Source organism: Microbacterium sp. H83 (genome assembly GCF_001650405.1).
In the GTDB taxonomy this organism is placed as follows: Bacteria; Actinomycetota; Actinomycetes; order Actinomycetales; family Microbacteriaceae; genus Microbacterium.
This window is the reverse complement of the sequence record NZ_LWCU01000014.1, coordinates 22,882-45,551: the sequence shown is the minus strand read 5'-3', so window position 1 is coordinate 45,551 and position 22,670 is coordinate 22,882. Positions and strand designations below refer to the sequence as shown.

General features: G+C 71.4%; 19 protein-coding genes. 8 read left to right on the top strand and 11 right to left on the bottom strand.

Going from position 1 to position 22,670, the window contains the following annotated elements; all coding sequences use genetic code 11:
• Window positions 1-5: 5 nt before the first annotated feature.
• The 5 genes from A4X16_RS07680 to A4X16_RS07660 form a co-directional block, all read right to left on the bottom strand.
• On the bottom strand, window positions 6-1,457 hold the full coding sequence (locus A4X16_RS07680; RefSeq protein WP_067118844.1) for a DUF6716 putative glycosyltransferase: 1,452 nt from the start codon (window positions 1,455-1,457) through the stop codon (window positions 6-8).
• An 11-nt stretch (window positions 1,458-1,468) separates the two neighbouring features.
• Window positions 1,469-2,341: an N-acetylneuraminate synthase family protein gene (locus A4X16_RS07675; protein ID WP_067118841.1), complete on the bottom strand. Its 873-nt coding sequence runs from the start codon at window positions 2,339-2,341 to the stop codon at window positions 1,469-1,471.
• Between the two features lie 85 nt (window positions 2,342-2,426).
• Window positions 2,427-3,605 carry an acylneuraminate cytidylyltransferase gene (locus A4X16_RS07670; RefSeq protein ID WP_067118837.1) on the bottom strand — a complete coding sequence of 393 codons (1,179 nt, stop codon included), beginning with the start codon at window positions 3,603-3,605 and terminating at the stop codon, window positions 2,427-2,429.
• Between the two features lies 1 nt (window position 3,606).
• A complete protein-coding gene (locus tag A4X16_RS07665) occupies window positions 3,607-4,956 on the bottom strand; it encodes a polysialyltransferase family glycosyltransferase (RefSeq protein WP_067118835.1) in 1,350 nt (449 codons plus the stop codon).
• Window positions 4,953-5,963 carry a glycosyltransferase family 2 protein gene (locus A4X16_RS07660; RefSeq protein WP_067118831.1) on the bottom strand — a complete coding sequence of 337 codons (1,011 nt, stop codon included), beginning with the start codon at window positions 5,961-5,963 and terminating at the stop codon, window positions 4,953-4,955. Before A4X16_RS07660 ends, A4X16_RS07665 begins: the two co-directional genes overlap by 4 nt.
• Window positions 5,964-6,068: 105 nt before the next feature.
• On the opposite strand from A4X16_RS07660, the gene A4X16_RS07655 reads away from it, so the two are divergent.
• Together A4X16_RS07655 and A4X16_RS07650 are read left to right on the top strand one after the other, a co-directional pair.
• A complete protein-coding gene (locus tag A4X16_RS07655; RefSeq protein ID WP_157560028.1) occupies window positions 6,069-6,962 on the top strand; it encodes a hypothetical protein in 894 nt (297 codons plus the stop codon).
• A gap of 59 nt (window positions 6,963-7,021) precedes the next feature.
• The gene (locus A4X16_RS07650) at window positions 7,022-7,333 is read left to right on the top strand and encodes a DUF4229 domain-containing protein (protein WP_067118820.1); all 312 of its coding nucleotides are present in this window, start codon (window positions 7,022-7,024) and stop codon (window positions 7,331-7,333) included.
• A 2-nt stretch (window positions 7,334-7,335) separates the two neighbouring features.
• Here the strand turns inward: A4X16_RS07650 and A4X16_RS07645 are convergent, their stop codons facing one another.
• The 3 genes from A4X16_RS07645 to A4X16_RS07635 form a co-directional block, all read right to left on the bottom strand.
• Window positions 7,336-8,313, bottom strand: coding sequence for a 1,4-dihydroxy-2-naphthoate polyprenyltransferase (locus tag A4X16_RS07645; protein WP_067118818.1), 978 nt, complete (start codon window positions 8,311-8,313; stop codon window positions 7,336-7,338).
• Window positions 8,314-8,379: 66 nt separating this feature from the next.
• Entirely contained in the window at window positions 8,380-8,670 is a 291-nt protein-coding gene (locus A4X16_RS07640; RefSeq protein ID WP_067118815.1) for a DUF4287 domain-containing protein, read from the bottom strand.
• A 101-nt stretch (window positions 8,671-8,771) separates the two neighbouring features.
• Window positions 8,772-9,236 carry an Lrp/AsnC family transcriptional regulator gene (locus A4X16_RS07635; protein WP_067118812.1) on the bottom strand — a complete coding sequence of 155 codons (465 nt, stop codon included), beginning with the start codon at window positions 9,234-9,236 and terminating at the stop codon, window positions 8,772-8,774.
• 71 nt (window positions 9,237-9,307) lie between these two features.
• Between A4X16_RS07635 and A4X16_RS07630 the strand changes: the two genes are divergently transcribed.
• Window positions 9,308-10,738, top strand: coding sequence for a DUF6421 family protein (locus A4X16_RS07630; RefSeq protein ID WP_067118809.1), 1,431 nt, complete (start codon window positions 9,308-9,310; stop codon window positions 10,736-10,738).
• 109 nt (window positions 10,739-10,847) lie between these two features.
• Window positions 10,848-11,546, top strand: a complete 699-nt coding sequence (locus A4X16_RS07625) for an SDR family NAD(P)-dependent oxidoreductase (RefSeq protein ID WP_082914353.1) — start codon at window positions 10,848-10,850, stop codon at window positions 11,544-11,546.
• 4 nt (window positions 11,547-11,550) lie between these two features.
• Here the strand turns inward: A4X16_RS07625 and A4X16_RS07620 are convergent, their stop codons facing one another.
• Window positions 11,551-12,966, bottom strand: coding sequence for an MFS transporter (locus A4X16_RS07620; RefSeq protein ID WP_082914352.1), 1,416 nt, complete (start codon window positions 12,964-12,966; stop codon window positions 11,551-11,553).
• A 62-nt stretch (window positions 12,967-13,028) separates the two neighbouring features.
• Between A4X16_RS07620 and A4X16_RS07615 the strand changes: the two genes are divergently transcribed.
• Window positions 13,029-14,096 (top strand): threonine aldolase family protein, encoded by a 1,068-nt coding sequence (locus tag A4X16_RS07615; RefSeq protein ID WP_067118806.1) that lies wholly within the window; start codon window positions 13,029-13,031, stop codon window positions 14,094-14,096.
• A 49-nt stretch (window positions 14,097-14,145) separates the two neighbouring features.
• Here the strand turns inward: A4X16_RS07615 and A4X16_RS07610 are convergent, their stop codons facing one another.
• On the bottom strand, window positions 14,146-14,748 hold the full coding sequence (locus A4X16_RS07610) for a DUF4916 domain-containing protein (RefSeq protein ID WP_067118803.1): 603 nt from the start codon (window positions 14,746-14,748) through the stop codon (window positions 14,146-14,148).
• Window positions 14,749-14,829: 81 nt separating this feature from the next.
• On the opposite strand from A4X16_RS07610, the gene A4X16_RS07605 reads away from it, so the two are divergent.
• Together A4X16_RS07605 and A4X16_RS07600 are read left to right on the top strand one after the other, a co-directional pair.
• Window positions 14,830-15,486, top strand: coding sequence for an alpha/beta hydrolase (locus tag A4X16_RS07605; protein WP_067118800.1), 657 nt, complete (start codon window positions 14,830-14,832; stop codon window positions 15,484-15,486).
• 246 nt (window positions 15,487-15,732) lie between these two features.
• A complete protein-coding gene (locus A4X16_RS07600) occupies window positions 15,733-17,445 on the top strand; it encodes an ABC-F family ATP-binding cassette domain-containing protein (protein WP_067118797.1) in 1,713 nt (570 codons plus the stop codon).
• Between the two features lie 45 nt (window positions 17,446-17,490).
• On the opposite strand, the gene A4X16_RS07595 is transcribed toward A4X16_RS07600, so the two are convergent.
• Window positions 17,491-17,901, bottom strand: coding sequence for a DUF6157 family protein (locus A4X16_RS07595; RefSeq protein WP_067118793.1), 411 nt, complete (start codon window positions 17,899-17,901; stop codon window positions 17,491-17,493).
• 69 nt (window positions 17,902-17,970) lie between these two features.
• On the opposite strand from A4X16_RS07595, the gene A4X16_RS07590 reads away from it, so the two are divergent.
• Window positions 17,971-22,626, top strand: a complete 4,656-nt coding sequence (locus A4X16_RS07590; protein WP_067118790.1) for an ATP-dependent helicase — start codon at window positions 17,971-17,973, stop codon at window positions 22,624-22,626.
• The last annotated feature ends 44 nt before the right edge of the window (window positions 22,627-22,670 follow it).

Here is a 22,670-nt window from a genome sequence, read left to right as displayed (position 1 = left end):
GCCCGTCATCGCCGGATCGAATCGTGGAAGGGGTTGGGTTCGAGCGTGAAGTCGGTCGACGGGTCGGCCCAGGTGCCGCCGTCGGCCGACGCCCGACCCCGGCGCAGCGCCGACAGCACCCTCGTCGCGGGCGCGCCGAGCGTCAGCGCCGCGATCCCGGCCGCCGTGCGGTCCTCCCGCCCGAGCACGCTGGCCCGGTGCCACGCCTCGTGGATCGATCCGCCGCGAGGTGCGGGCACGATCCGGGCGGGCAGAGCGCCCGCGCGGCGGAGCGCCACCAGCTGCTGCACGCGATCCCACCAGGTGGACTCCGACGCAGGATGGAAGTAGTTGTCCCGCATCCAGTCGGGGTGCGGATGCCGGAAGCGGCCGGCGACGACCTCGCTGCGCCCGCCCAGCAGTCCGCTGCCGACGAAGACGGTGTTGAGCAGGCTCTTGCTGACGCCGAACGAGTCGAGTGCGATCACGGGGACGCCGAGGGCGAGGGCCTCGACCGCGGCCGTGGAGCTGACCGTGACCAGGCCGGCGGCCGCGGAGAGCGCCGTCGACATCGAGTCGTACGACACGACGAGGTTGTCGGGCCTGCGTGCGGGCAGGAGGTCGAGGTAGGCGTCGCGCTCGAGATGGGTCTCGGACTCGCCGGGGCGCGACCGCAGCTTCACCACGACTCGGCGGTTCGGGTCGGCCTCGGCCGCACGCACCAGGGTCGCGGCGATCTCGGCGCGCTGCTCACGGTCGACCGGGACCAGGGCCTGCGCGGCGAACACGATGTCGGTCGCGGGCTCGCGGCGCGACCGATCGCCGCGGTCCCCCCGCTCGGCGGGGTCTGCGACGAGGGTGCCCGCGCTTCGGGGCTCGTGCTGGTCGGCGAGCACGCCCACGCGCTCCGCCGCCAGCATCCGCGATCGAGGCCGGGCGAAGGGCAGCGTGGCGAGCGCGGTCGGGACGCTGACGCCGATGCGTCGCCCGAGCTCCGCGAACGCACGCTGCTCGCGGTGCGAGTGCACGATCAGCAGATCCGCATGACGGCGATAGTCCAGGGCGCCGCGCTGCGCGGGGATCGCCATGCCGGGGAGCCCGGCGACCACCACGGGTCGCGACGAGAGGCGGTCGACGACCCGCCCCATCAGGCGCGCGAACGGTCCTCGGCCCGCGAGCAGCACGACATCGGGTCGCTGACCCTCGAGCCATGCCTCGACCTCGGGGAACGACACCCGGGTGACGCCGTCCGGCCGCATGCCGGTGCCCGCGAGCGCCGTCCGCTGCTGCTCGATGCTCGCGCTCAGCGGGGTGCGGACGATCAGGAGGTGCGATCGGATGCCGGCGCCGGCGTCGGCCACGCTCCCCAGCAGCGACGCCGACCACTTCACGAACGAGTCCGCATCGGCGATGGCGACGACGCGGAGCGCGTCGAGGCGGGTCGAGCGGACGCGCTCCGTCATGCCGAGGTCGGTCATGTCGGCATCCGTCACGCGGTGACGCGGCGGAGCTTGGCCATCGGCGCGCGCTCGCTGTCGAACACGCGCTTCACGCCGTCGCCGAGGGCCTTCTCGATCACGCGGATGTCGCGCACGAGGTGCTCGAGGCCGGTGGGCTCGAGGGATGCGGCGTGGTCGGAGCCCCACATCGTGCGATCGAGCGTGATGTGGCGCTCGACGGCGACGGCGCCGATCGCGACGGCCGCGAGGGAGATCTGCAGGCCGCGCTCGTGGCCCGAGTAGCCGACCGGGACGCCCGGGTAGCGGTCGCGCAGGGTCGCGATCGCGCGGAGGTTCGCCTCTTCGGGCTCGAGCGGGTACGTCGAGGTGGCGTGCATCAGCACGACCCGATCGGTGCCGAGCGTCTCGAGCGCGCGGTCGATCTGCGCGATGGTCGACATGCCGGTCGAGAGGATGATCGGCTTGCCGGTCTCACGGAGGGCGACCAGCAGCTCGGTGTCGGTCAGGCTGGCCGAGGCGACCTTGTGCGCGACGACGTTGAGGTCTTCGAGGAAGTCGACGCTGGGCACGTCCCACGGGGAGGCGAACCAGTCGAGGCCGAGCATGGTGGCGTGGTCGCCGATCGCGATGTACTCCTCGCGTCCGAACTCGACGCGTCGGCGGTAGTCGAGGTAGCTCATGGTGCCCCACGGCGTCTCCCGGGGGACGTCGCGCATGTGCTCGGGCGTCGAGATCTCGGGCGTGCGCTTCTGGAACTTCACGGCGTCGGCGCCGGCCTTCGCCGCGACGTCGATGAGACGCTTCGCGATGTCGACGTCGCCGTTGTGGTTGAGGCCGATCTCCGCGATGACATAGGCGGGGTGACCGCCGCCGATCACACGGGAGCCGATGCTGACAGTCATGATTCCTCCGGTCGTCGAAATGGCCTTCTCCCCTGGGTACGCGCCGAGAGTGAACGCGGTGCGACAGGAGGGTTACCGGCACCGGTCAGGCGGGCAACACCCGTTCGATGAGCTCCCGCACCGCGCCGTTCCCCCCGGCGCGGGACAGCACGATCCGCGCCTGCTCCCGCACGAGCGGATGCGCGTTCGCGACCGCCACCGGCCAGCCGACGATCGCCATCGCTGGGAGATCGTTCACGTCGTTGCCGAGGTACGCGATCTCGGCGAGCGGGATGCCGTTCTCCTCCGCCCAGCTGCGCAGCGCCGCCGCCTTGTCGTCGATGCCGTGCAGGACCGGCACCCGGAGCTTGTCGGCGCGCGCCCGGACGACGGGGTTCACCTCGGTCGAGAGGATCAGCATCGGGATGCCGGCCTTCCGCAGCAGCGAGACGCCCATGCCGTCCTCGCGGCTGACCCGCACGCGCTCGCCTCCGTCGGCGTCGACGGTGGCGGTGTCGTCGGTGTGCACCCCGTCGAAGTCGGTCACGACGGCACGCACCTCGATGCGCTCCGCGGTGTCGTGCAGGCCCGCGAGCGCGCGCGCGATGCGGAGCTGGTGCTCGTCGTCGATCTCGATCGCCGTCCACTCCGGGACCTCGACGATGCGGATGCGTCCGAAGAAGCGGTGGCGCGCCCGTCGGAAGCGGTCGGCGCGGAACACGTACAACGCCCCCGTCTCGAGGAAGTGCGGCTCGCGGTCCTGACGGCGCGGGCGGTGCGACGCGTCGTGGTTCACGGCGGCGGCCTCGCCGGCATCCGTCCTGCTCCAGAGGAACCCGTACGTCTCGTGCGCCGCGAAGACGCTGTCGGCGACGTCGCCGGCGACGAGCTCGACCGCCGCGGCGAGCGCGTCGGACGGGATGAAGGGCGAGGTCGCCTGCAGGAACGCCACGACGCCGACGCGCCGGCCCGACCTCTCGAGCTCGTCGAGGGCGTGCAGCACGGCGCTCTCCGACGAGGCGCTGTCGCCCGAGATGTCCGCGGGTCGACGGACGATGCGTGCGCCCGCAGCCTCGGCGACCTCGGCGATCTCGTCGTCGTCCGTCGAGACGACGACCTCGTCGATGCCGTCGGCGGCGAGCGCACTGCGCACGGCGCGGGCCACGAGCGGGATGCCGCCGACGCGCTGCACGTTCTTGCGCGGCACGCCCTTCGAGCCTCCGCGCGCCGGGATGATCGCGACGGTGATGCCGCCGGTCGTCGTCTCCGTGGTCTCCGTCGTCATGTCACAGTCCTCTCAGCACCCGCCAGGCGCGGCCGAGACGGCGCTGCGCCCCCATCGCCGTCAGCCGCAGCTCCTCGGCGCGGCCCACTCCCCCCGCCGGTCGCAGCACGCGCTGCACCGCGTTGTCGGCGGGTGCGCCGGGCAGCCGCAGCTCGACGAGCCGGGAGGGCGCGAAGTAGCGATCGCGCTCGTCCCGGTCGAGCTCGCGCAGCAGCTCCTCGGCGCGCGGCCGCAGGTGCCTTGCGACGACCGGCTGCATGGCGTAGCCCACCGCGTCCACCAGCAGCTGCAGCCGCGCGGGGTGCCGATAGGGTGACCGCGGCCGTGTCATGGCGTCGACGATCGCCGCCGGGACGCGGTTGCTGTTCTCGAAGGGCGTCAGCCGGGCGAGCACGGCGTCGGCGCCGACGGCGTCGATCTCCCGACCGAACAGCGTGCTCACGGTCGGCAGCGCCGTCGAGAATCCGGCGATCACCGCTCGCGCGTCGAGGCGCTCGGCGAGGACCTCCGCCGAGAGCGGGCCCCGGTACTCGCGGAACTCGACGTCGTGGAACGCGGCGCGCGCACGCAGGGCGTCGGTGAGGCGCGGCGGTGCCGACGGATGCGGCTTGAAGACGATGCGCTGCGGGGAGCGGGCGGCGGCCCGGTCGATCATCGCGGCCTGCAGGGCCACCTCCTCGGCGTCGCTCACGAGGCCGAGCGCGGCGAGGTACTGACCGAGCACGAGCACGGTGTCCGCGCCGTCCGCGAGGTCCGGAGCCAGTGCGACTCCGTCCGCCGCTTCTCGGAGCACGGCGGCGAAGAGAGGCGGCGGGACCGGAACGGTCTGCGCGGTCGGGGAGGCGACCAGCGGCCGCACGCCGGGCACGACGTCGGCGTGCACGACTCTGCCGATCCTGGCGGTCACGGTGTGCGGCAGCTTGATGCGCAGGGGCGAGTAGGTCATGAGCCCGTCGCCGACGATCGTGATGCGCGCGTGCGGGAACAGCGTCAACAGGGTGCGGGCGGGCGCGACCTGGGGGCTCTGCACGAAGAGCTCGAGATCGTGCGCGTCGAGACCCCACGCCCTCGTGAGCAGACGACGGAGCACGGGCAGCTCGGCGGCCTCCGGCTTCCACGAGCTCGGATGCAGCGGCCCGAGCAGCTCGTCGAGGTCCTCGATCCGATCGAAGCGTCGCCGCAGGCATGCGAGGGCGGGGTCCGCCACGATCCCGACGGACGTCTCGGGGATGCGGGACGAGTGGAAGGGCACGAGGACGCGCTCGCCGCTCGCCTCGATCAGACCGCCGTCGATCGCGGCCGCCGCGGTCGCGAGTCCGTAGGCGCTGTGCAGGGCGAACAGCTGGGTCATGCGACCGCCCCCACCGTGCGCAGCAGCGAGGCCAGCACGCGTCGACGGGGGCCGTCGAGGCGGGCGAGCACCGCGATCACCTGGTCGTCCGGCAGTCGGCGCAGGAGCTCGCGGATGCCGACGCGCATCTCGGCGCGCAGTCCCGGCGTCATCCGGCGGGCGCGCACGAGGTGCCGGGAGCTCAGGGCGAGCACGCTCCACACCGCCTTGGGCAGGAAGCGCTCCGCCTCGGCATCCGCCGCGACGATGTCGAGCACCTCGCCCATCGCGCGCACGAAATCGAGCTGCCGGCGGTCGCGCACCTGGGTGAGCGAGGTCGACACCCCTCGCCGGTAGAGCAGCGCGGGAGCGTCGACCACCGCGAAGGACCGCGCCTGCAGGTGCAGCCGCCAGATCCACGGGCGGTCCTCGGCCGTGAAGAGGCCCGGCGTGAAGGCGGCGAGGCCGTCGTCGATCACCCGGCGGTGCAGCATGCCCGCCCAGGCGAAGGGGTAGTCGACCATGGTCGGCTCGTCCTCGGGGAGGATCGCCTCTCGCGGCGACGCCACCCGATCGCGCCACGGATACGGAGCGGGCTTCAGCACCCGGCGGCCGGCGGTGACGGTGACATGGTCGGTGCGCACGAAGTCGCACTCGAGGTCGTGCAGCCGCCGCGCGAGCACCTCGAGGCGGCGCGGCTGCATCCAGTCGTCGCCGTCGAGAAAGCAGAACGCGTCGCCCTCGACGTGCTCGAGGCCCTGATTGCGCGCCGTCGCGAGTCCGCGGGCGCGCGGGTTGAAGACCACCTCGGAGTGCGGGAACCGCTCCGCATATCGCCGCATGATGACGCCGGTGTCGTCGCGAGACCCGTCGTCGATCGCGACGAGCTTCAGCGCCGACGGGTCGTCGAACTGGCGGGTCAGCGTCTCGAGCGTCGTGCCGATGTAGGCACCGGCGTCTTTCGCGGGAAGGATGACGGTGACGAGCGGTGTGCGCACGGAACTCCCGGTGGTGGACGGTTCCGGCATGGTGACAGGCGTTCGTTGCGCGACGGGGACCGCAGGGTGAACGAGAGGTGTCCTGCCGAGGCGTCGGGTTCGCGCGGGCGACGGCGATGCAGGACGATGGAGGACATGCTCTGGCCGTTCGGAACCACCTGGCGCCCCGTGCGGCAGAAGCGCCGCGACACGGTCGACCTCCGCTGGCTCAGCGCGCGGACGTGGACACGGCGCTGGTACCCGCAGGGCGTCGACCTCGGCGAGTGGCACGGTCGGCGCACGCTCGCCGTCAGCTGGTTCCGGCAGAGGCTCGACGGCACCCATCTCGCCTCCAGGATCGCCTTCGTCGACCTCGAGCGATCACGCCACCTCGACGTCCTGCTCGCGATCGAGGACGACGAGGGCGTGCTGCAGGCCGCCCCGATCCACGCCGGCGGCCTCGCCTGGTTCGACGACCGGCTCTACGTGGCCGCGACGGGGCGGGGCATCTGGGAGTTCGACCTCGCCGGCATCCGTCGCGTGCGCGGCGCCGACGCGCGGCGCGTGGCCGGCGCCTCGGGACGCGGACTGCGGACCACCGCGCTCGTCGCCGTGCGGCGGCGCGTGCACCCGGTCGACCTCCGGTGCTCGTATCTCGGGAGGGTGTTCGACGACGACGGCACTCCGCTGCGCCGTGTGCTGATCGGTGAATACCTGCAGAAGGACGCAGGGCGCATCGCGGAGTTCGCGATCCCCGACGACGACGGGGATCTCGCCGAGATCGACCGGTTCTCCCCTGGGCTCCCACGGATGCAGGGGGCGGTCCGCCGCGGCGGTCGCTATTTCGTGTCGCAGTCCGACCGCATGCACCCGGGCGCCCTCTGGACCGGACCCCGTGACGCCCTCGCGCGCGATGCGGTCGCGCTGCCGGTCGGCTGCGAGGACCTCGCCCTGGATCTCGATGCGAGGCTGCTCTGGTCTCTGGGCGAGCATCCCTGGCACCGGGTCGTGCGCGGCATCCCCTTCTCCGCGCTCGGCATCGAGGACTGAGCTCCGTCGGCGGACCGCGCTCCGGTCGGACGCACAGCCGGCGAACGTAGACTGTCCGGGTGAAGAACCGTGCACCTTTCCTCGTCTACACCGTGCTTCGACTGCTGGCGTTCCTCGTCCCGCTCGCCGTCCTGTGGTTCTTCTTCCCGATCTTCCGCGAGTTCTGGTGGCTCGCCGCGATCTTCGCCGCGCTGATCGGCGTGAGCATCTCGATGCTCTTCCTTCGCGCTCCCCTCACCGACGCGTCCGCGCGGCTGGTCGAGCGTCGTGCCGGTCGCCGCAGCGCGGCGCAGGACGACGCCGACCTCGAGGACGAGGCCGTCGAGACCGCCGCGTCCGACGAGAAGCCCGGCGAGCCCGGGCGGTCCTGACCTCAGCCGGCGAACGCCCAGAACAGCGCGCCTGCGTAGAGCAGCGCCGTGAGCGAGGTCAGCGCCAAGGCGATCACGAGCTCCTTCGCCTGGCGGTACGTCCAGACGATGAGGATCGCCGGGAGCCCTGCCAGAAGCGCCAGCAGTCCGACCCAGGCGATCGGGTACAGCAGCGCGATGAACGCGAGGATGCCGAACGGGACCAGCACGAACAGGGTGAACAGCGCCTGCGTCGGTCGACGCCCGATGAGCACCGTGAGCGTGCGCTTGCCGACGAGACGGTCCTGGTCGATGTCGCGGAGGTTGTTCGCGAGCAGCACGGCGCACGCGAAGAGGCCGGCGGCGATGGCCCCCAGCCACGCCTGCTGAGGGAGCTGGAACACCTGCACCCAGGTGGTGCCGAGGGTCGCGACGAGGCCGAAGAAGACGAACACGAACACCTCGCCCAGGCCGAAGTAGCCGTAGGGGCGCTTGCCGCCGGTGTAGAACCAGGCGGCGACGATGCAGGCGGCGCCGACCGCCAGCAGCCACCACTGCTCCGTTCGGATCACGATCAGGAGGCCGACCACGGCGGCGAGCGCGAAGAACACGAGGCCGATGATCAGGACGGTGCGCGGCTTTACCCTCCCGGATGCCGTGAGGCGAGCGGGTCCTACTCGCACGGCATCGGTGCCGCGGATGCCGTCGCTGTAGTCGTTCGCGAAGTTGACGCCGATCTGCAGCAGCACGGCGACCGCGAGGCAGGCGAGGGCGATCACCCAGTGGAACTCGGGTCCCGTGCTGCGGGCGGCTCCTGTGCCGATCACGACCGGCGCGATCGCGAGCGGCAGCGTGCGCAGCCGGGCGGCGCCGATCCAGTCGCCGATCGTCACAGGACCCGCCTCGATCACGGGTGTGTTCGCCGGATTGCCGCTGACCCGCTTCGCGGGATTGCCGCTCACACGGGTCGGATTCTTCTTGCGCTTCGACGATGCTGCCACGGAGGGAATCCTACTGGGGGCGTCGATGCGCGCCCGCCGAGTCGGTGCGGAGTCGGCGCGGAGCGATCAGGGGCTCGGGTTGCTGTCCTTGCCGTCGAGCCACAGCGTGTCGGACTTGTCGCCGTGCGCCCCGCCGGTGCCGACGTGCTTGTCGCTGATCTTCGGCCCCTTGAGGATGACGTGCACCATCGCCTGCGCGTGGCCGTGCCCCAGCTCGTACTCCTCTTTCAGCCAGTTCAACACGACGGTCGACTTCGTCGTCTCGTCGAAGCCCTTCTCCCGGGCCCGCTCGATGGACTGGCGAGAGGTGAGACCGGTCTGAGCCTCGACCTTGTCGAGGTACGCCTGGAAGGACATCGATTCTCCTTAGGGGTCGCGCGGCGGTGGATGACTCTGATCATGATGTCGGAAGCCACCGACACCGCGCATCCCTCCGCCTCCGCGTGGGCGAGACCGCGTCAGCCCGCGGCGTCCCCCGAGATCGGGATGATCGGCCGGTGCTCGTAATAGGTCTGCAGCACGACGGTCGTGCGCGTGCTGACGTTCGCCGCGAGGCGGATGTCGCGCACCAGCTCCTCCAGTGCCCGCGGGGTCGCGACCCGGACGAAGAGCATGTAGCTCGCATCCCCCGCGATCGAGTGGCACGCCTCGATCGCCGTGAGGTGCTCGAGCAGCTCGGGTGCGTTGTCGGGCTGAGCGGGGTCGAGCGGAGTGATCTCGATGAAGGCGGAGAGCGGGGTGCCGGCCTGCTCGGGATCGAGGATCGCCCGATATCCGGCGATGACCCCGCGGGTCTCGAGGCGTCGAAGTCGGGACTGCACGGCCGAGACCGACAGGCCGACGGTGTCGGACAGGTGCGCCAGCGTGGCGCGCCCGTCGCGGGAGATCTCGGCCAGGATCGCTCGATCGACAGAATCGTCCATGGATGTAAGATTATCGTCAGGATTCCGTAAACACCGGAATTTTTACGCTCTATCTCGCGATCGGAGGTTCCATGTCCACTCCTCTCCTGAACTCTCAGGCCATCGTCGGCGAACCCGAGGTCGTCGAGGACGCGTCGACCGCCGAGCAGAGCGCGGCCTGGGCACAGCTCAAGGACGCCGCGATCGCCCTCCGCGACATGCAGATCAAGGACGGCTCCATCCCGGATGCCGCACACCACGCCGCCGCCCGCGATCTCGTCGCGGCCATCACGGCCGGGATCCGCGCCCTCGCCCCCGCCTTCCCCCACGATGCCGAGTACCTCGCGGCGTCGATCGTCGACTTCGACCGGTGGGTCGCCGAGGACTTCGGCGTGCCGGACTTCCTCGACTCGCTCATGGCCTTCCAGCCGCAGCAGCACCGTGTCGACGGCATCCGCCACCTGGTCGTGTTCCCGATGTACACGCAGAACGGGTCGAGCGACCGCCTCGTCGAGGCGCTGATCGTCGAGACGATCTGGCCGGAGTTCATCGCCGCGCTCGAAGCCGGCGACTACGGCAACAAGCTGTTCGTGTCGCTGCGTCTCGTCGACTTCACGCCCGGGTACGACACCAACTCGGCCGTGCTGTTCCCCGAGACCGTCGCGATGCGCGAGATCCCGTCGTTCACGTGGGGCGCGATCTTCCAGGATCGTGAGGCCGCCCGCTACCGCCGGGTCACCCGCGCCGCCGCGGCCATCACGAACCTCGAGCTGCCGGAGCGCGCCGCCGCGATGCTCGACGACCAGGCCCTCACCGAGCGTGCGTTCGTGATGTGGGACATCATCCACGACCGCACGCACATGCGCGGCGACCTGCCGTTCGACCCGTTCATGATCAAGCAGCGGATGCCGTTCTTCCTCTACTCGCTCGAGGAGATGCGCTGCGACATGACCGCGTTCCGCGAGTCGGTGAAGATCGAGCGGGCTCTGGCCGCGCGCATCGGCGCCGGCGAGGAGCTCACCGAGGCAGAGCAGGAGATGCACGACCACGCGGGTCTCGTACAGTACGCCGTGATCTTCGACCGCATCTTCCGCTTCGCCATCACCGGCACCCGCGTGCGCAACTACGACGCGGTGGGCGGTCAGCTGCTGTTCGCGTGGCTGCACCAGCGCGGCGTGCTGCACTGGACGGACACGGCCCTCGCCTTCGACTGGGACGCGGTGCCCGACGCCGTCGTCGCCCTGGGCGATGCGATCGACGACCTCTACTGGCACTCGATCGACCGCCCGAAGGTCGCCCACTGGCTCGCCGCCTACGACCTGGTCCGCGGCACGCTCACGCCGCACCCGGCGTCGCAGTGGGCGCGGGGCCTGTCCGACGAGATCCTGGCGGGCGCTCCGAAGGGCTACACGGATGCCGTGATGGACGATGAGTTCCCGCTGTCGATGTTCTTCGAGACGCTCGACAAGAAGATGAAGCCTGTCATCGAGTCCACCGTGGGCATCCGCGGCACCGACGACTGAGAGACGTGCGTATTTCCGGGGTGCGGCCTGCACGGCCGATCGCACCTTCTGCGGCCCTTCCAAGGGGCATCGGCCGCGGAAGGTGCGATGTTCCGGAAGGATCTGACGCATGACTGGCCCTGACCGCACGATCGTCGCCGACCGCACGATCGTCGCCGATCGCACGAATGTCGCCGGCCGCACGATCGTCCTCGCCGGGGCCACGAGCGCCACGGGCCTGGCCCTGGCGACCGCCCTCATCGCCGCGGGGGCGACCGTGATCGCGACGGGTCGCTCCGTCGACCGCCTCGCACCGCTGCGTGAGGCCGGCGCACGGGTCGAGGTCGCGGACGCGACCTCTCTCGACGACATGACCGGGCTGGCCGACTGTGTGGGACCGGTCGACGCGGTGATCCCGCTCGTCGGCGGCTGGCGCGGCGGAGGCGGCCTGGCCGGGCAGTCCGATGAGGACCTCGGCGCCCTGCTGCCCGCGCTCGACGCGGTGCGCGCCACGAGTCGCGCCTTCGACCGTGCGCTGCAGGCATCGGATGCCGGACGCTTCGCGATCGTGTCGTCGACGGCCGTCGCCCGGCCGCTCGCCGGCGGAGCGAACTATGCGGCCGTCAAGGCCGCGAGCGAGGCGTGGACGAGAGCGGTCGCACACGGCTTTGCCAAGACGTCACGGGATGCCGGAACGCCGCTGCGCGCGGCATCCGTCGTCTTCCGGGTGAAAGCCGTGGACCCGGCGTCACTCGAACAGGCCGTGCTCGCCCTGTGGGATCAGGACGCCGCCGACCTGAACGACAGCATCCGCACCCTCGAGAGCTGACGGATCACGGAGTCTCGGACGTTCGACGGAGCCACGGATCCCGATCCTCCGTGATCCGTTCGACCGTCCGTGATTCGTCGGTCTCATCTTCGGCGTCCGGGTTCTGATCCGGCGAGTGCGCGTAGAGGTCGGTGAGCTTGCGGTAGGACTTCGTGAAGAACGCCAGCGTGCCCGCCACCACCATGATGAGTCCCGCGAACAGACAGATCAGGGCGATGCCCCGCGCCTCCCCCTCGCCGAGCAGCCAGCCCCACTGCCGCTGTCCGGCCCCGGTGTCCATGTACGGGATGATCAGGAACTCCGCGATCGGGGCGATGAGGAACGCGGTGATCGGGGCCGCGGCCGCCTCCATCGCCGCAGCCACCCCGAACACGCGGCCCTGACGGTCGAAGCGCACGACCCTCTGGATGATCGTCTGCTCGGCCGCCTCGGCCGGCGGCACGAGGGCCATGTACGCCCACATGCCCAGCACGTAGAGCGGCCACCACTCCCGCAGCATGAACACCGAGCCGAGCAGCCCCATGGCGATGACGACGAGCAGCAGTGTGCGCATGGGCTTCGCGCCGAGTCCGAACTTCGCCACGAGCCCGCCGCCGATGAGGAAGCCGGTGGAGGAGAAAGCGAGCGCGAATCCCCACATCTGGGCGTCGAAGAGGGTGAGACCGTACGGGTCCATCAGCGCCATGTAGACGCCGCCGATGAGGTTGTTGAACGTCGAGAAGATGATGAGCGCGAACAGGCCGGGCGCCAGTCGGATGGCGGTGACGCTCCCGCGGAAGTCGAGAGCGCTCTTCGCATCGGGGTCGGGCTCGGGCGTGCGCTCCGGGATGCGGATGAAGAGCAGGTGGACGAAGGTCAGCACCATCGCCCCGATGGCGATCGCGAGGGTCCATCCCATGCCGAGGAACCCGATCGACAGGCCGGAGAACACGCTCGTCACGAGGAAGGCGAGACCCTGCACGGTGCCGACGAGGCCGTTCGCATTGGCCCGGCGGTCTTCGGGGACGAGCAGCGTCACGGTCGTCGACAGGGCGATGTTGCGCAGCTGCTCGATGACCCCGCCGAACAGGATGATCACGGAGAAGAGCCAGAACCACGGCGCGCCGAGGTCGAGCAGGGCGGATTCCGGCTGCCAGACGTAGAGGACGCCCGCGACGAGGAAGGCCACGGCCGAGATGACGCTCGACAGCAGCATCACCGTGTGCTTGCGGTGCCGGTCGACGATGGTGCCGAAGATCATCGCGAAGAAGGCGATGAACAGCATGTAGGCGCCGCCGATCACACCGGTGGCGAGCACGGACTGCGTCTCGATGTAGACCCAGAACGTGAGAGCGAACCACAGGAAGCTCGTCGTCACGTTCGCGATGAGCGTGTTGACGAGCACGTTCGCGAAGGCGGTCTTCGCAGCGGTGCGATCCATGCCTTCGAGGGTAGGGCGGGCCTCCGACATCCGGAAGACCTCCGCCCGATTAGGCTTGACCGGTGAGCATCCAGCATGATCCCGCCGTGCGCGGCTTCGCCAGCGACAACTACTCCGGCGTCCACCCCGAGGTCCTCGCGGCCATCGCCGCCGCGAACGGCGGCCACCAGGTGGCCTACGGCGAGGACGCCTACACCGAGCGGCTGCAGGAGGTCTTCCGCGAGCACTTCGGCGAGGGCGTCCAGGCCTTCCCGGTGTTCAACGGCACCGGCGCGAACGTCACCGCCCTGCAGTCGATGCTCCCGCGGTGGGGTGCCGTGATCGCGGCCTCCAGCGCGCACATCAACGTCGACGAGGGCGGCGCCCCCGAGAAGATCGGCGGATTCAAGATTCTCGCCGTCCCGACCGACGACGGCAAGCTCACGCCCGAGCTCGTGGACCGAGAGGCCTGGGGCTGGGGCGACGAGCACCGTGCGCAGCCGCTGGTGGTCTCGATCACCCAGTCGACCGAGCTCGGCACCCTCTACTCCGTCGAGGAGATCCGTGCGCTCGCCGATCACGCGCACGAGCGCGGCATGACGCTGCACCTCGACGGCGCGCGCATCTCGAACGCCGCGGCCGCGCTCGACCTGCCGCTGCGGGCGTTCACGCGCGATGCCGGCGTCGACGTGCTCAGCTTCGGCGGCACCAAGAACGGCGCGATGCTCGGCGAGGCGATCGTCGTCCTGAACCCCGAGGCGTCGACGGGCCTGTCGTTCTCGCGCAAGTTCAACATGCAGCTGTCCTCGAAGATGCGCTTCGTGTCGGCGCAGCTGATCGCCCTGCTCGAGGGCGATCTGTGGCTGCGCAACGCCCGGCACGCCAACGCCATGGCACAGCGGCTGCGCGGCTCCATCGACGCGGGCCTCGCCGACGGCTCGATCTCCGGAGTGTCCTTCACCCAGCCCACCGAGGCGAACGGCGTCTTCGCCGCCCTCCCCGACGGGGTGGCCGACAGCCTGCGCGAGAAGTTCCGCTTCTACGACTGGGATGCCGCCCGCAACGAGGTGCGCTGGATGTGCGGATTCGACACCGAGGAGTCGGACGTCGACGAGTTCGTCGCCGAGCTCGCGCGGCTCGCCGCCCGCTGAGCCGGCGCGCCACGTCAGCGCAGCGCAGCGCAGGTCAGCGCAGCGCAGGTCAGCGCAGGAGTCCGAGGCTCGCGAGAGCCTGGCGGATGAGCGTGCCGCGGCCGCCCTCCATCTCGGCCGCCACGGCGTCGGACGCCGCGGCCTCCGGTGAGAACCAGGTGACCTCCAGGGCGTCCTGCCGGGGTTCGCACGTACCGGTCACCGGCACGACGAATGCCAGCGACACCGCGTGCTGGCGGTCGTCGTGGTACGCACTGACACCCGGGATCGGGAAGTACTCGGCGACCGTGAACGGCAGCGGCTGCGGCGGCAGCAGCGGGAAGGCCATCGGGCCGAGATCGTTCTCGACGTGGCGGAACAGGGCGTCGCGGATCGTCTCCCCGAAGCGCACCCTTCCCGACACGATGGTGCGGGTCATCTCGCCGAGGGGCGTGGAGCGCAGGAGGATGCCGAGCTCGGTGACCTGTCCGGAGCCGTCGGTGCGCACCGGGATCGCCTCGACGTAGAGCATCGGCAGGTGGCGGCGCGCCTCCTCGAGCTCGAACTCGCTGAGCCACCCCGGGTTCGCGTCGCGGGCGGGCTGCTGCGCGTCGCCGAAACCTCCGATGCCGTCGTCGGGTTCCGGATCGGGATCAGGTGTGCGGACGGCCATGTGTCCTTTCTACCAGCAGCGTCCTCGGACAGACACCGAGTCCACAGGGACGGTGTCGCCGACCCCTGGCAGGATGAAGGCGTGAGCGAGGAACTGAGGATCGACGGCGCACTCACCCGGTGGTCGACCGCCGAGCGCGACGGGCTGCCCCATCTCGTGCTGCTGCACGGATACGGAGCCGACGAGCACGACCTCTTCGGCCTGGTCCCGTATCTGCCCGACGGCCTCGCCGTGGCATCCGTCGCCGCTCCGCTCGCCCCTCCGTGGCCGATGCCCGGACGCTCCTGGTACCCGATCGAGGGTCTCGACGGGCGCAGCGCCGAGGCGGTCACGGCAGCGGCCGAGGCCTTCCTGCGCTGGCTCGACGACGCCGCGCCGGACGCGCCCGCCATCGCTCTCCTCGGCTTCTCGCAGGGCGCGGCCGTCGCGCTGCGGGCGCTGCGTCTCGCCCCCGACCGCATCGACGCGGTCGTGGCGCTGAGCGGATACGTCGCCGCCGGGGATCTCCCCCACGACGGCCTGCTGGCCGAGCGCCGTCCGCCCGTGTTCTGGGGTCGAGGCACGCATGACGACGTCATCCCTCCCGCCCTCGTCGCGCACACGGCGCAGTGGCTGCCCGCTCACTCGGAGCTGTCGGGACGCGTCTACACCGGCCTGACGCACAGCATCTCCGAGGACGAGCTCGGGGACGTCCGCACCTTCCTCGCCAAGTGGCAGGACCGCCTCGCGGCATCGTGATCCGCAGATGCGACATGCCCGGCGGTTGCGCAGGCCGACACGCCCGGGTATCGTCGTGGAGTCCTGTCCGCCGTGTCTGGAAGTCCTTTGATCTGATCCGTCGCCTCCGCGCTCATACTCCCGCGCGCTGACCCGACGATCGCCGACTCCACGGCCGACACCGCCCGCTGTCCTTCCGACAGCGCCCCTTCGCGGGCATCACGGGCGACCGGTGTCAGTGCACCCTCGCACTCGACAGGAGACCCCATGTCCGTACCCCTCCACTCCTCGGTCGTTCTCGACCGCCTCACCTACACCTGGCCCGACGGGTCCACCGCACTCGACGCCGTGTCGGGGTCCTTCGGCTCCGGGCGCACCGGGCTGGTCGGCCGCAACGGCGCCGGCAAGTCCACCCTGCTGCGTCTCATCGCCGGCGAGCTGGCCCCGACCTCGGGAGTCGTCTCGGCGTCGGGCGGGATCGCCTACCTGCCGCAGCAGCTCACGCTCGACGTCGATCGTCGTGTCGCCGACCTGCTCGGGGTCGCCGCCGCGCTCGACGCCGTCCGTGCGATCAGCGCGGGGGACGTCGATCCCGCACACTTCGACGCCGTCGGCGACGACTGGGACATCGAGGCCCGCGCCGAGGCGTCGCTGGCCGAGGCCGACCTCGCTCCGGCGTTCCTCGACCGCAGGGTCGGCGAGCTGTCGGGCGGCGAGGCGGTGCTCGTCGCCATCGCCGGCATCCGTCTGCGCCGCGCCCCGATCACGCTGCTCGACGAGCCCACCAACAATCTCGACAGGGACGCGAGGAGGGCGCTCGGCGACATGGTCCGCTCGTGGAAGGGCACGCTCATCGTCGTCAGCCACGATCTGTCGCTGCTCGAGCTCATGGACGACACCGCCGAGCTCTACGCCCAGACGCTCTCGGTCTTCGGAGGACCGTACTCCGAGTGGCGGGCGTGGCTGGACGCGGAGCAGGATGCCGCGAAGCAGGCCGAGGCGACCGCCAAGCAGGAGCTGCGCAAGGAGAAGCGCCAGCGCATCGAGGCCGAGGTCAAGCTCGCGCACCGGGCGCGCACGGCCAGGAAGGCGGAGATCGAGAAGCGCGTGCCGAAGATCATCGCGCACGGCCGCAGGATGGCCGCCGAGGTGTCCGCGGGCCGGCTGCGCACCGAGGTCGGAGCGAAGGAGGAGGCCGCCCGCGCCGCGCACCTCGACGCCGGTCGACGGATCCGGTCGGACGCGTCGATGAAGATCGAGCTGCCCGACCCGCAGGTCTCGCGCGCGCGGCGCATCGCCGAGCTCGGCGACGGCGAGCGGACATGGGTTGTCCAGGGCCCCGAGCGCGTCGCGCTGGTCGGTCGTAACGGCGCCGGGAAGACGACGCTGATCGAGCGGCTGGTCTCGGGTGGCGTTCACAACTCCGGAGATCCGTCGCCGTTCCGGCCGAGCGGAGCCGAAGCGGGCGATCTCGCATCAGATCTCCGGAGTTCTGCACGGCCCGAGCTGGCGGCGACAGCGCTCACCGACCGGATCGGCTACCTGCCGCAGCGGGTCGACGGGCTCGACGACGCGCGATCCGTGTTCGACAACATCGCGGATGCCGCGCCGCAGGTGCCGGAGAAGGAGCTGCGCAACCGTCTCGCCCGTTTCCTCATCCGCGGAGCGGCCGCCGACCGGCCGGTGTCCGCGCTGTCGGGCGGTGAGCGGTTCCGAGCCGCCCTCGCGAAGCTGCTGCTCGCCGACCCGGCCCCGCATCTCGTGGTGCTCGACGAGCCGACCAACAACCTGGACATCGACACGGTCGATCAGGTGGTCGAGGCGCTGCGGGCGTACCGGGGCGCGGTTCTCGTCGTCAGTCACGACGACGCGTTCCTCGCGCGCCTGGGCCTCGATCTCGTGCTCGAGATCGATCCCGACGACGGCCTCCGCGAGATCGCACGGCCGACCGGCGGGGACGCCGGATCGCGCGACACGTGACCGGATGCTCCCGCGGGGGACGACCTCGCGGGAGCGCATCGGCGGTCAGGCCCGCCGGCTCCGCATCGCCCTCGTGTGGGCGAGGGCGGGGTCGGCGGCGAGCCGCTCGTACTCCTCCGATTCGCGCGCGACCAGGGCGACCCGCCCCGTGGCGTCGTGGACGATGCCCCACCCGTACCGCTTGCCGAGCGGAGACGACCGCAGGCACGGCTGCCCCTTCGAGAAGAACCGCGCCCGCGCGTCGGCATCGTCGACGGGGATGCCGGCGCGCAGCGCGTAGGTCTCGAACACGACGTCGTCGGACGTGCGCGCGTACGGGCGCTCGGCGATCAGACGGTAGTGGAGCGCCGCGATCGTCGGCTTCTCGCCCGTCGGAGGCTCCTGCCCATGGTCGGCCGGGCAGTCCTCCGCGACCTCGATGAACGTGTCGAGATAGTCGGTCGTGTGCGTCGCCATGCCTACAGCATGCACGCGGCATCGGACAACGCGGAACCCGATGTCCGTGGTCCGGGTGATGATGGGGGGATGAGCGATGCTGCGACAGGCTCCGCGCACCGCGTGCTCGACCGCTTCACCCCGGCCACACGCGACTGGTTCACGGGTGCGTTCAGCGAGCCCACTCCCGCGCAGGCGGGGGCCTGGGAGGCGATCTCGGCGGGCCGCCACGCCCTCGTCGTCGCCCCGACCGGATCGGGCAAGACGCTGTCCGCCTTCCTGTGGGCGATCGACAGCGTCTTCCGGGAGCGCACCGAGCTGGCGGCGGTCGAGGAGGCCGCACCGGCTGCGCCGAAGCGGGGCGCGAAGAAGAGTCCGGCTCGCACACCGGATGCCTCGCGCACGCGCATCCTCTACATCTCGCCGCTCAAGGCCCTGGGCGTCGACGTCGAGCGCAACCTCCGCTCGCCCCTCATCGGCATCGGCCAGTCCGCGCGGCGTCTCGGCGTCGCCGCTCCCGCCGTCACCGTCGGCGTGCGTTCGGGCGACACGACCTCGAGCGATCGGCGCAAGCTGGTCTCCGACCCGCCCGACATCCTCATCACGACGCCCGAGTCGCTGTATCTGATGCTCACCAGCCGCGCGGGCGAGACACTGCGCGACGTGCACACCGTCATCATCGACGAGGTGCACGCGGTGGCGGCCACCAAGCGCGGAGCCCATCTCGCCGTCAGCCTCGAGCGCCTGGACGCGCTGCGCAGCAGCCACGGCGCGCAGGCTCCGGCCCAGCGCATCGGACTGTCGGCGACCGTGCGGCCGATCGACGAGGTCGCGCGGTTCCTGGGCGGCGCGGCGCCTGTCGAGATCGTCGCCCCGCCCGCCTCCAAGACCTTCGAGCTCGGCGTCGTGGTGCCGATGGACGACATGACGAACCCGCCGCCTCCCCCCGGCACGGCGGAGTCGTCGGTCGGCCAGCCCGCCGATGCGGAGTACACCGAGGTGACCGGCTCGGTGTGGCCGCATGTGGAGGAGGCGATCGTCGACCGCATCCTGCAGAACAACTCGACGATCGTGTTCTCGAACTCCCGCCGTCTCGCCGAGCGGCTCACGGGCCGCCTCAACGAGATCTACTCGGAGCGCATCGGCGTCGCCCTGCCCGAGTCGTCGGTCCCCGCCGCCATGATGGCCCAGGCCGGGGCGACGGCCGGCGCCGACCCGGTGCTCGCGAAGGCGCATCACGGCTCCGTCTCCAAGGAGCAGCGCGCCCAGGTCGAGGAGGAGCTGAAGTCCGGCGTCCTACGCTGCGTCGTGGCGACGAGCAGCCTCGAGCTCGGCATCGACATGGGCGCCGTCGACCTGGTGATCCAGGTCGAGGCTCCGCCGTCCGCCGCCTCGGGACTGCAGCGGGTCGGACGCGCGGGTCACCAGGTGGGCGAGATCAGCCGCGCGGCGCTGTTCCCCAAGCACCGCGGCGACGTGCTGCACACGGCGATCGTCACCGAGCGGATGCTGTCGGGCAAGATCGAGGCGATCCAGGTGCCGCGCAACCCGCTCGACATCCTCGCCCAGCAGACCGTCGCGGCGAGCGCGCTCGGCGAGATCAGCGTCGAGGAGTGGTTCGAGACGGTGCGCCGCTCGGCGCCGTTCCAGTCGCTCCCCCGCTCCGCGTACGAGGCGACGCTCGATCTGCTGGCCGGCCGCTTCCCGTCCGACGAGTTCGCCGAGCTCCGGCCGCGGCTGATCTGGGACCGCGACGCCGGCACCCTCACCGGGCGCCCCGGAGCCCAGCGCATCGCGGTGACGAGCGGAGGGACGATCCCCGACCGAGGGCTCTTCGGCGTCTTCGTCGCGGGCGAGTCGACCGGCGCGCGCGTCGGTGAGCTCGACGAGGAGATGGTCTACGAGTCGCGCGTCGGCGACGTGTTCACGCTCGGCACGACGAGCTGGCGGATCGCGGAGATCACGCACGACCGCGTGAACGTGATCCCCGCGTACGGACAGCCCGGCAAGGTGCCGTTCTGGCACGGCGACGGCATCGGACGACCGTTCGAGCTCGGCGAGGCGCTCGGGCGCTTCTCCCGCGAGGTGTCGGCGGCGACGCCCGAGAAGGCGGCGCAGCGGCTCATCGAGGCCGGACTCGACGAGCAGGCGCGGATGAACCTCATGGCGCACCTCACCGAGCAGCGCGAGGCGACCGGCACCCTGCCGACCGACCGCACCCTCACCGTCGAGCGCGGTCGCGACGAGGTCGGCGACTGGCGGGTGATCCTCCATTCCCCGTTCGGCATGAAGGTGCACGCGCCCTGGGCGCTGGCGATCAATGCGCGGGTCCGCGAGCGCCTGGGCGTCGAGGGATCCGCGGTCGCGAGCGACGACGGCATCATCGTGCGCATCCCGGATGCCGAGGCGGAGCCGCCGGGCGCCGAGCTGTTCGTGTTCGAGCCCGACGAGCTCGAGCAGCTGGTCACGCAGGAGGTCGGCGGTTCCGCCCTGTTCGCCTCGCGCTTCCGCGAGTGCGCGGCCAGAGCACTGCTGATGCCGCGCACGAATCCCAATCGACGGACGCCCCTGTGGCAGCAGCGGCAGCGGTCGGCGCAGCTGCTCGAGGTGGCGCGACGGCATCCGACATTCCCCGTGATCCTGGAGACCCTGCGGGAGGTCCTGCAGGACGTCTACGACCTCCCCTCGCTGCGGCGGCTCGCGACGTCGATCGCCGACCGTCGCATCCGGCTGGTCGAGACGCAGCCGTCCCAGCCGTCGCCCTACGCCCGCGATCTGCTGTTCGGATACGTCGGCGCGTTCATGTACGAAGGCGACTCGCCACTCGCCGAGCGTCGTGCGGCGGCGCTCAGCGTCGATCCGGCGCTGCTCGGCGAGCTGCTCGGCACCGTCGAGCTCCGCGAGCTCCTCGACCCAGAGGTCATCGCGCAGTTCGAGCGGGAGGCGCAGCGACTCGACCCCGAGCGGCGGGCCCGCGGCCTCGAGGGGGTGGCCGACCTGCTGCGCATGCTCGGGCCGTTGGATGCCGCCGAGGTCGCGCTCCGGCTCGATCCCGAGACGGGCGACGCCTCCGCGCACCTCGAGGCGCTGATCGCGGCCCGACGCGCCATCCCGGTCACCGTGGGCGGCACCACCAGGGTCGCGGCGATCGAAGACGCCGGCCGCCTGCGTGACGCTCTCGGCGCGGCCCTGCCGACCGGCATCCCGGTCGCGTTCCTCGAGCCGCTCGCCGACCCCCTCGGCGACCTGATCGCCCGGTACGCGCGCACCCACGGGCCGTTCACGACGGATGCCGTGGCGACGCGCTTCGGGATCGGCGCCGCGGTCGCGCGCCACACGCTGCAGCGCCTGGAGCATGCGGGTCGACTCACCAGCGGATTCTTCCTGCCGGAGGCGTCGGGGTCGGGGACCGACGCCGAATGGTCGGACACCGAGGTGCTGCGGCGTCTGCGGATGCGGTCGCTCGCGGCGATCCGCGGCAGCGTCGAGCCCGTGTCGCCCGAGGCCTACGCCCGGTTCCTGCCGGACTGGCAGCATCTCGGTCGACCCCTCGAGGGCATCGACGGCGTGCTGACGGTGATCGAGCAGTTCGCGGGGGTGCCCATCCCGGCGAGCGCCTGGGAGTCGCTCGTGCTGCCGTCCCGGGTGCGCGACTACTCGCCTGCCCTGCTCGACGAGCTCACCGCCGCCGGCGAGGTCGTCTGGTCGGGCCACGGCACGCTGCCGGGCCGCGACGGATGGGTCTCGCTGCACCCGGCCGATCTGGCGCCGTTCACTCTTCCCGAACCCGACGACGAGCTCGCCGCCGACTCGCTCGAGGCGAGGGTGCTCGAGGCGCTGCGCGTGGGCGGCGCCTACTTCGCCGGACAGCTGAAGGAGATGGCGGGCGCCGAGAACGAGCAGTCGGTGCTCGAGGCGCTGTGGTCGCTCACGTGGTCGGGTCGTGTGACGAACGACACGTTCGCGCCGATCCGCTCGCTGCTGGCCGGGGGCTCGCAGGCACATCGCGTCACGCGACGTGCACCGCGGGCACGCACCTACCGCGGCATGTCGCTCACGCGCACGGCTCCCCGACCGACGTCGACGGGCGGTCGCTGGTCACTGCTGCCCACGGTCGAGACGGATGCCGCGCGTCGAGCGACCGTCACGGCGGGCCTGCTGCTCGACCGCTACGGCGTCGTGACGCGCGGTGCGGTGCAGTCGGAGGGCGTGCCGGGCGGCTTCGCGCAGGCCTACCGCGTGCTCGCCGGGTTCGAGGAGGCCGGGCACTGCCGACGCGGGTACGTGATCGAGAAGCTCGGCGCCGCCCAGTTCGCGGCCTCCGCCACCGTCGACCGGCTGCGCACCTATGCCGGGCTCGCCGACCCGCCGCCGCGGAAGGCGGTCACGCTGGCCGCCACCGATCCCGCCAATCCGTACGGCGCGGCGCTGGGGTGGCCGCGGCGCGACGATGTGTCGCACCGTCCGGGGCGCAAGGCCGGCGGGCTCGTCGTGCTCGTCGACGGCTCGCTCGTGCTCTACCTCGAACGCGGCGGACGCACCGTGCTGTGCTTCACCGACGACGCCGAGGTGCTGCGCGCCGCCGCCACCGACCTCGCCGAGACCGCGCGCGCACGCCGCCTGGACACCCTCACGGTCGAGAAGGTGAACGGCGACGGCGTCTACGGCACCGAGCTCGCCCAGGCACTGCAGAACGCGGGATTCGTCGCCACCCCGCGCGGCTACACGCTGCGCAAGGTCGTCTAGACAGCGCGACCGATGCTGTCGTCGTCGCGGAGCAGGACCTGGAG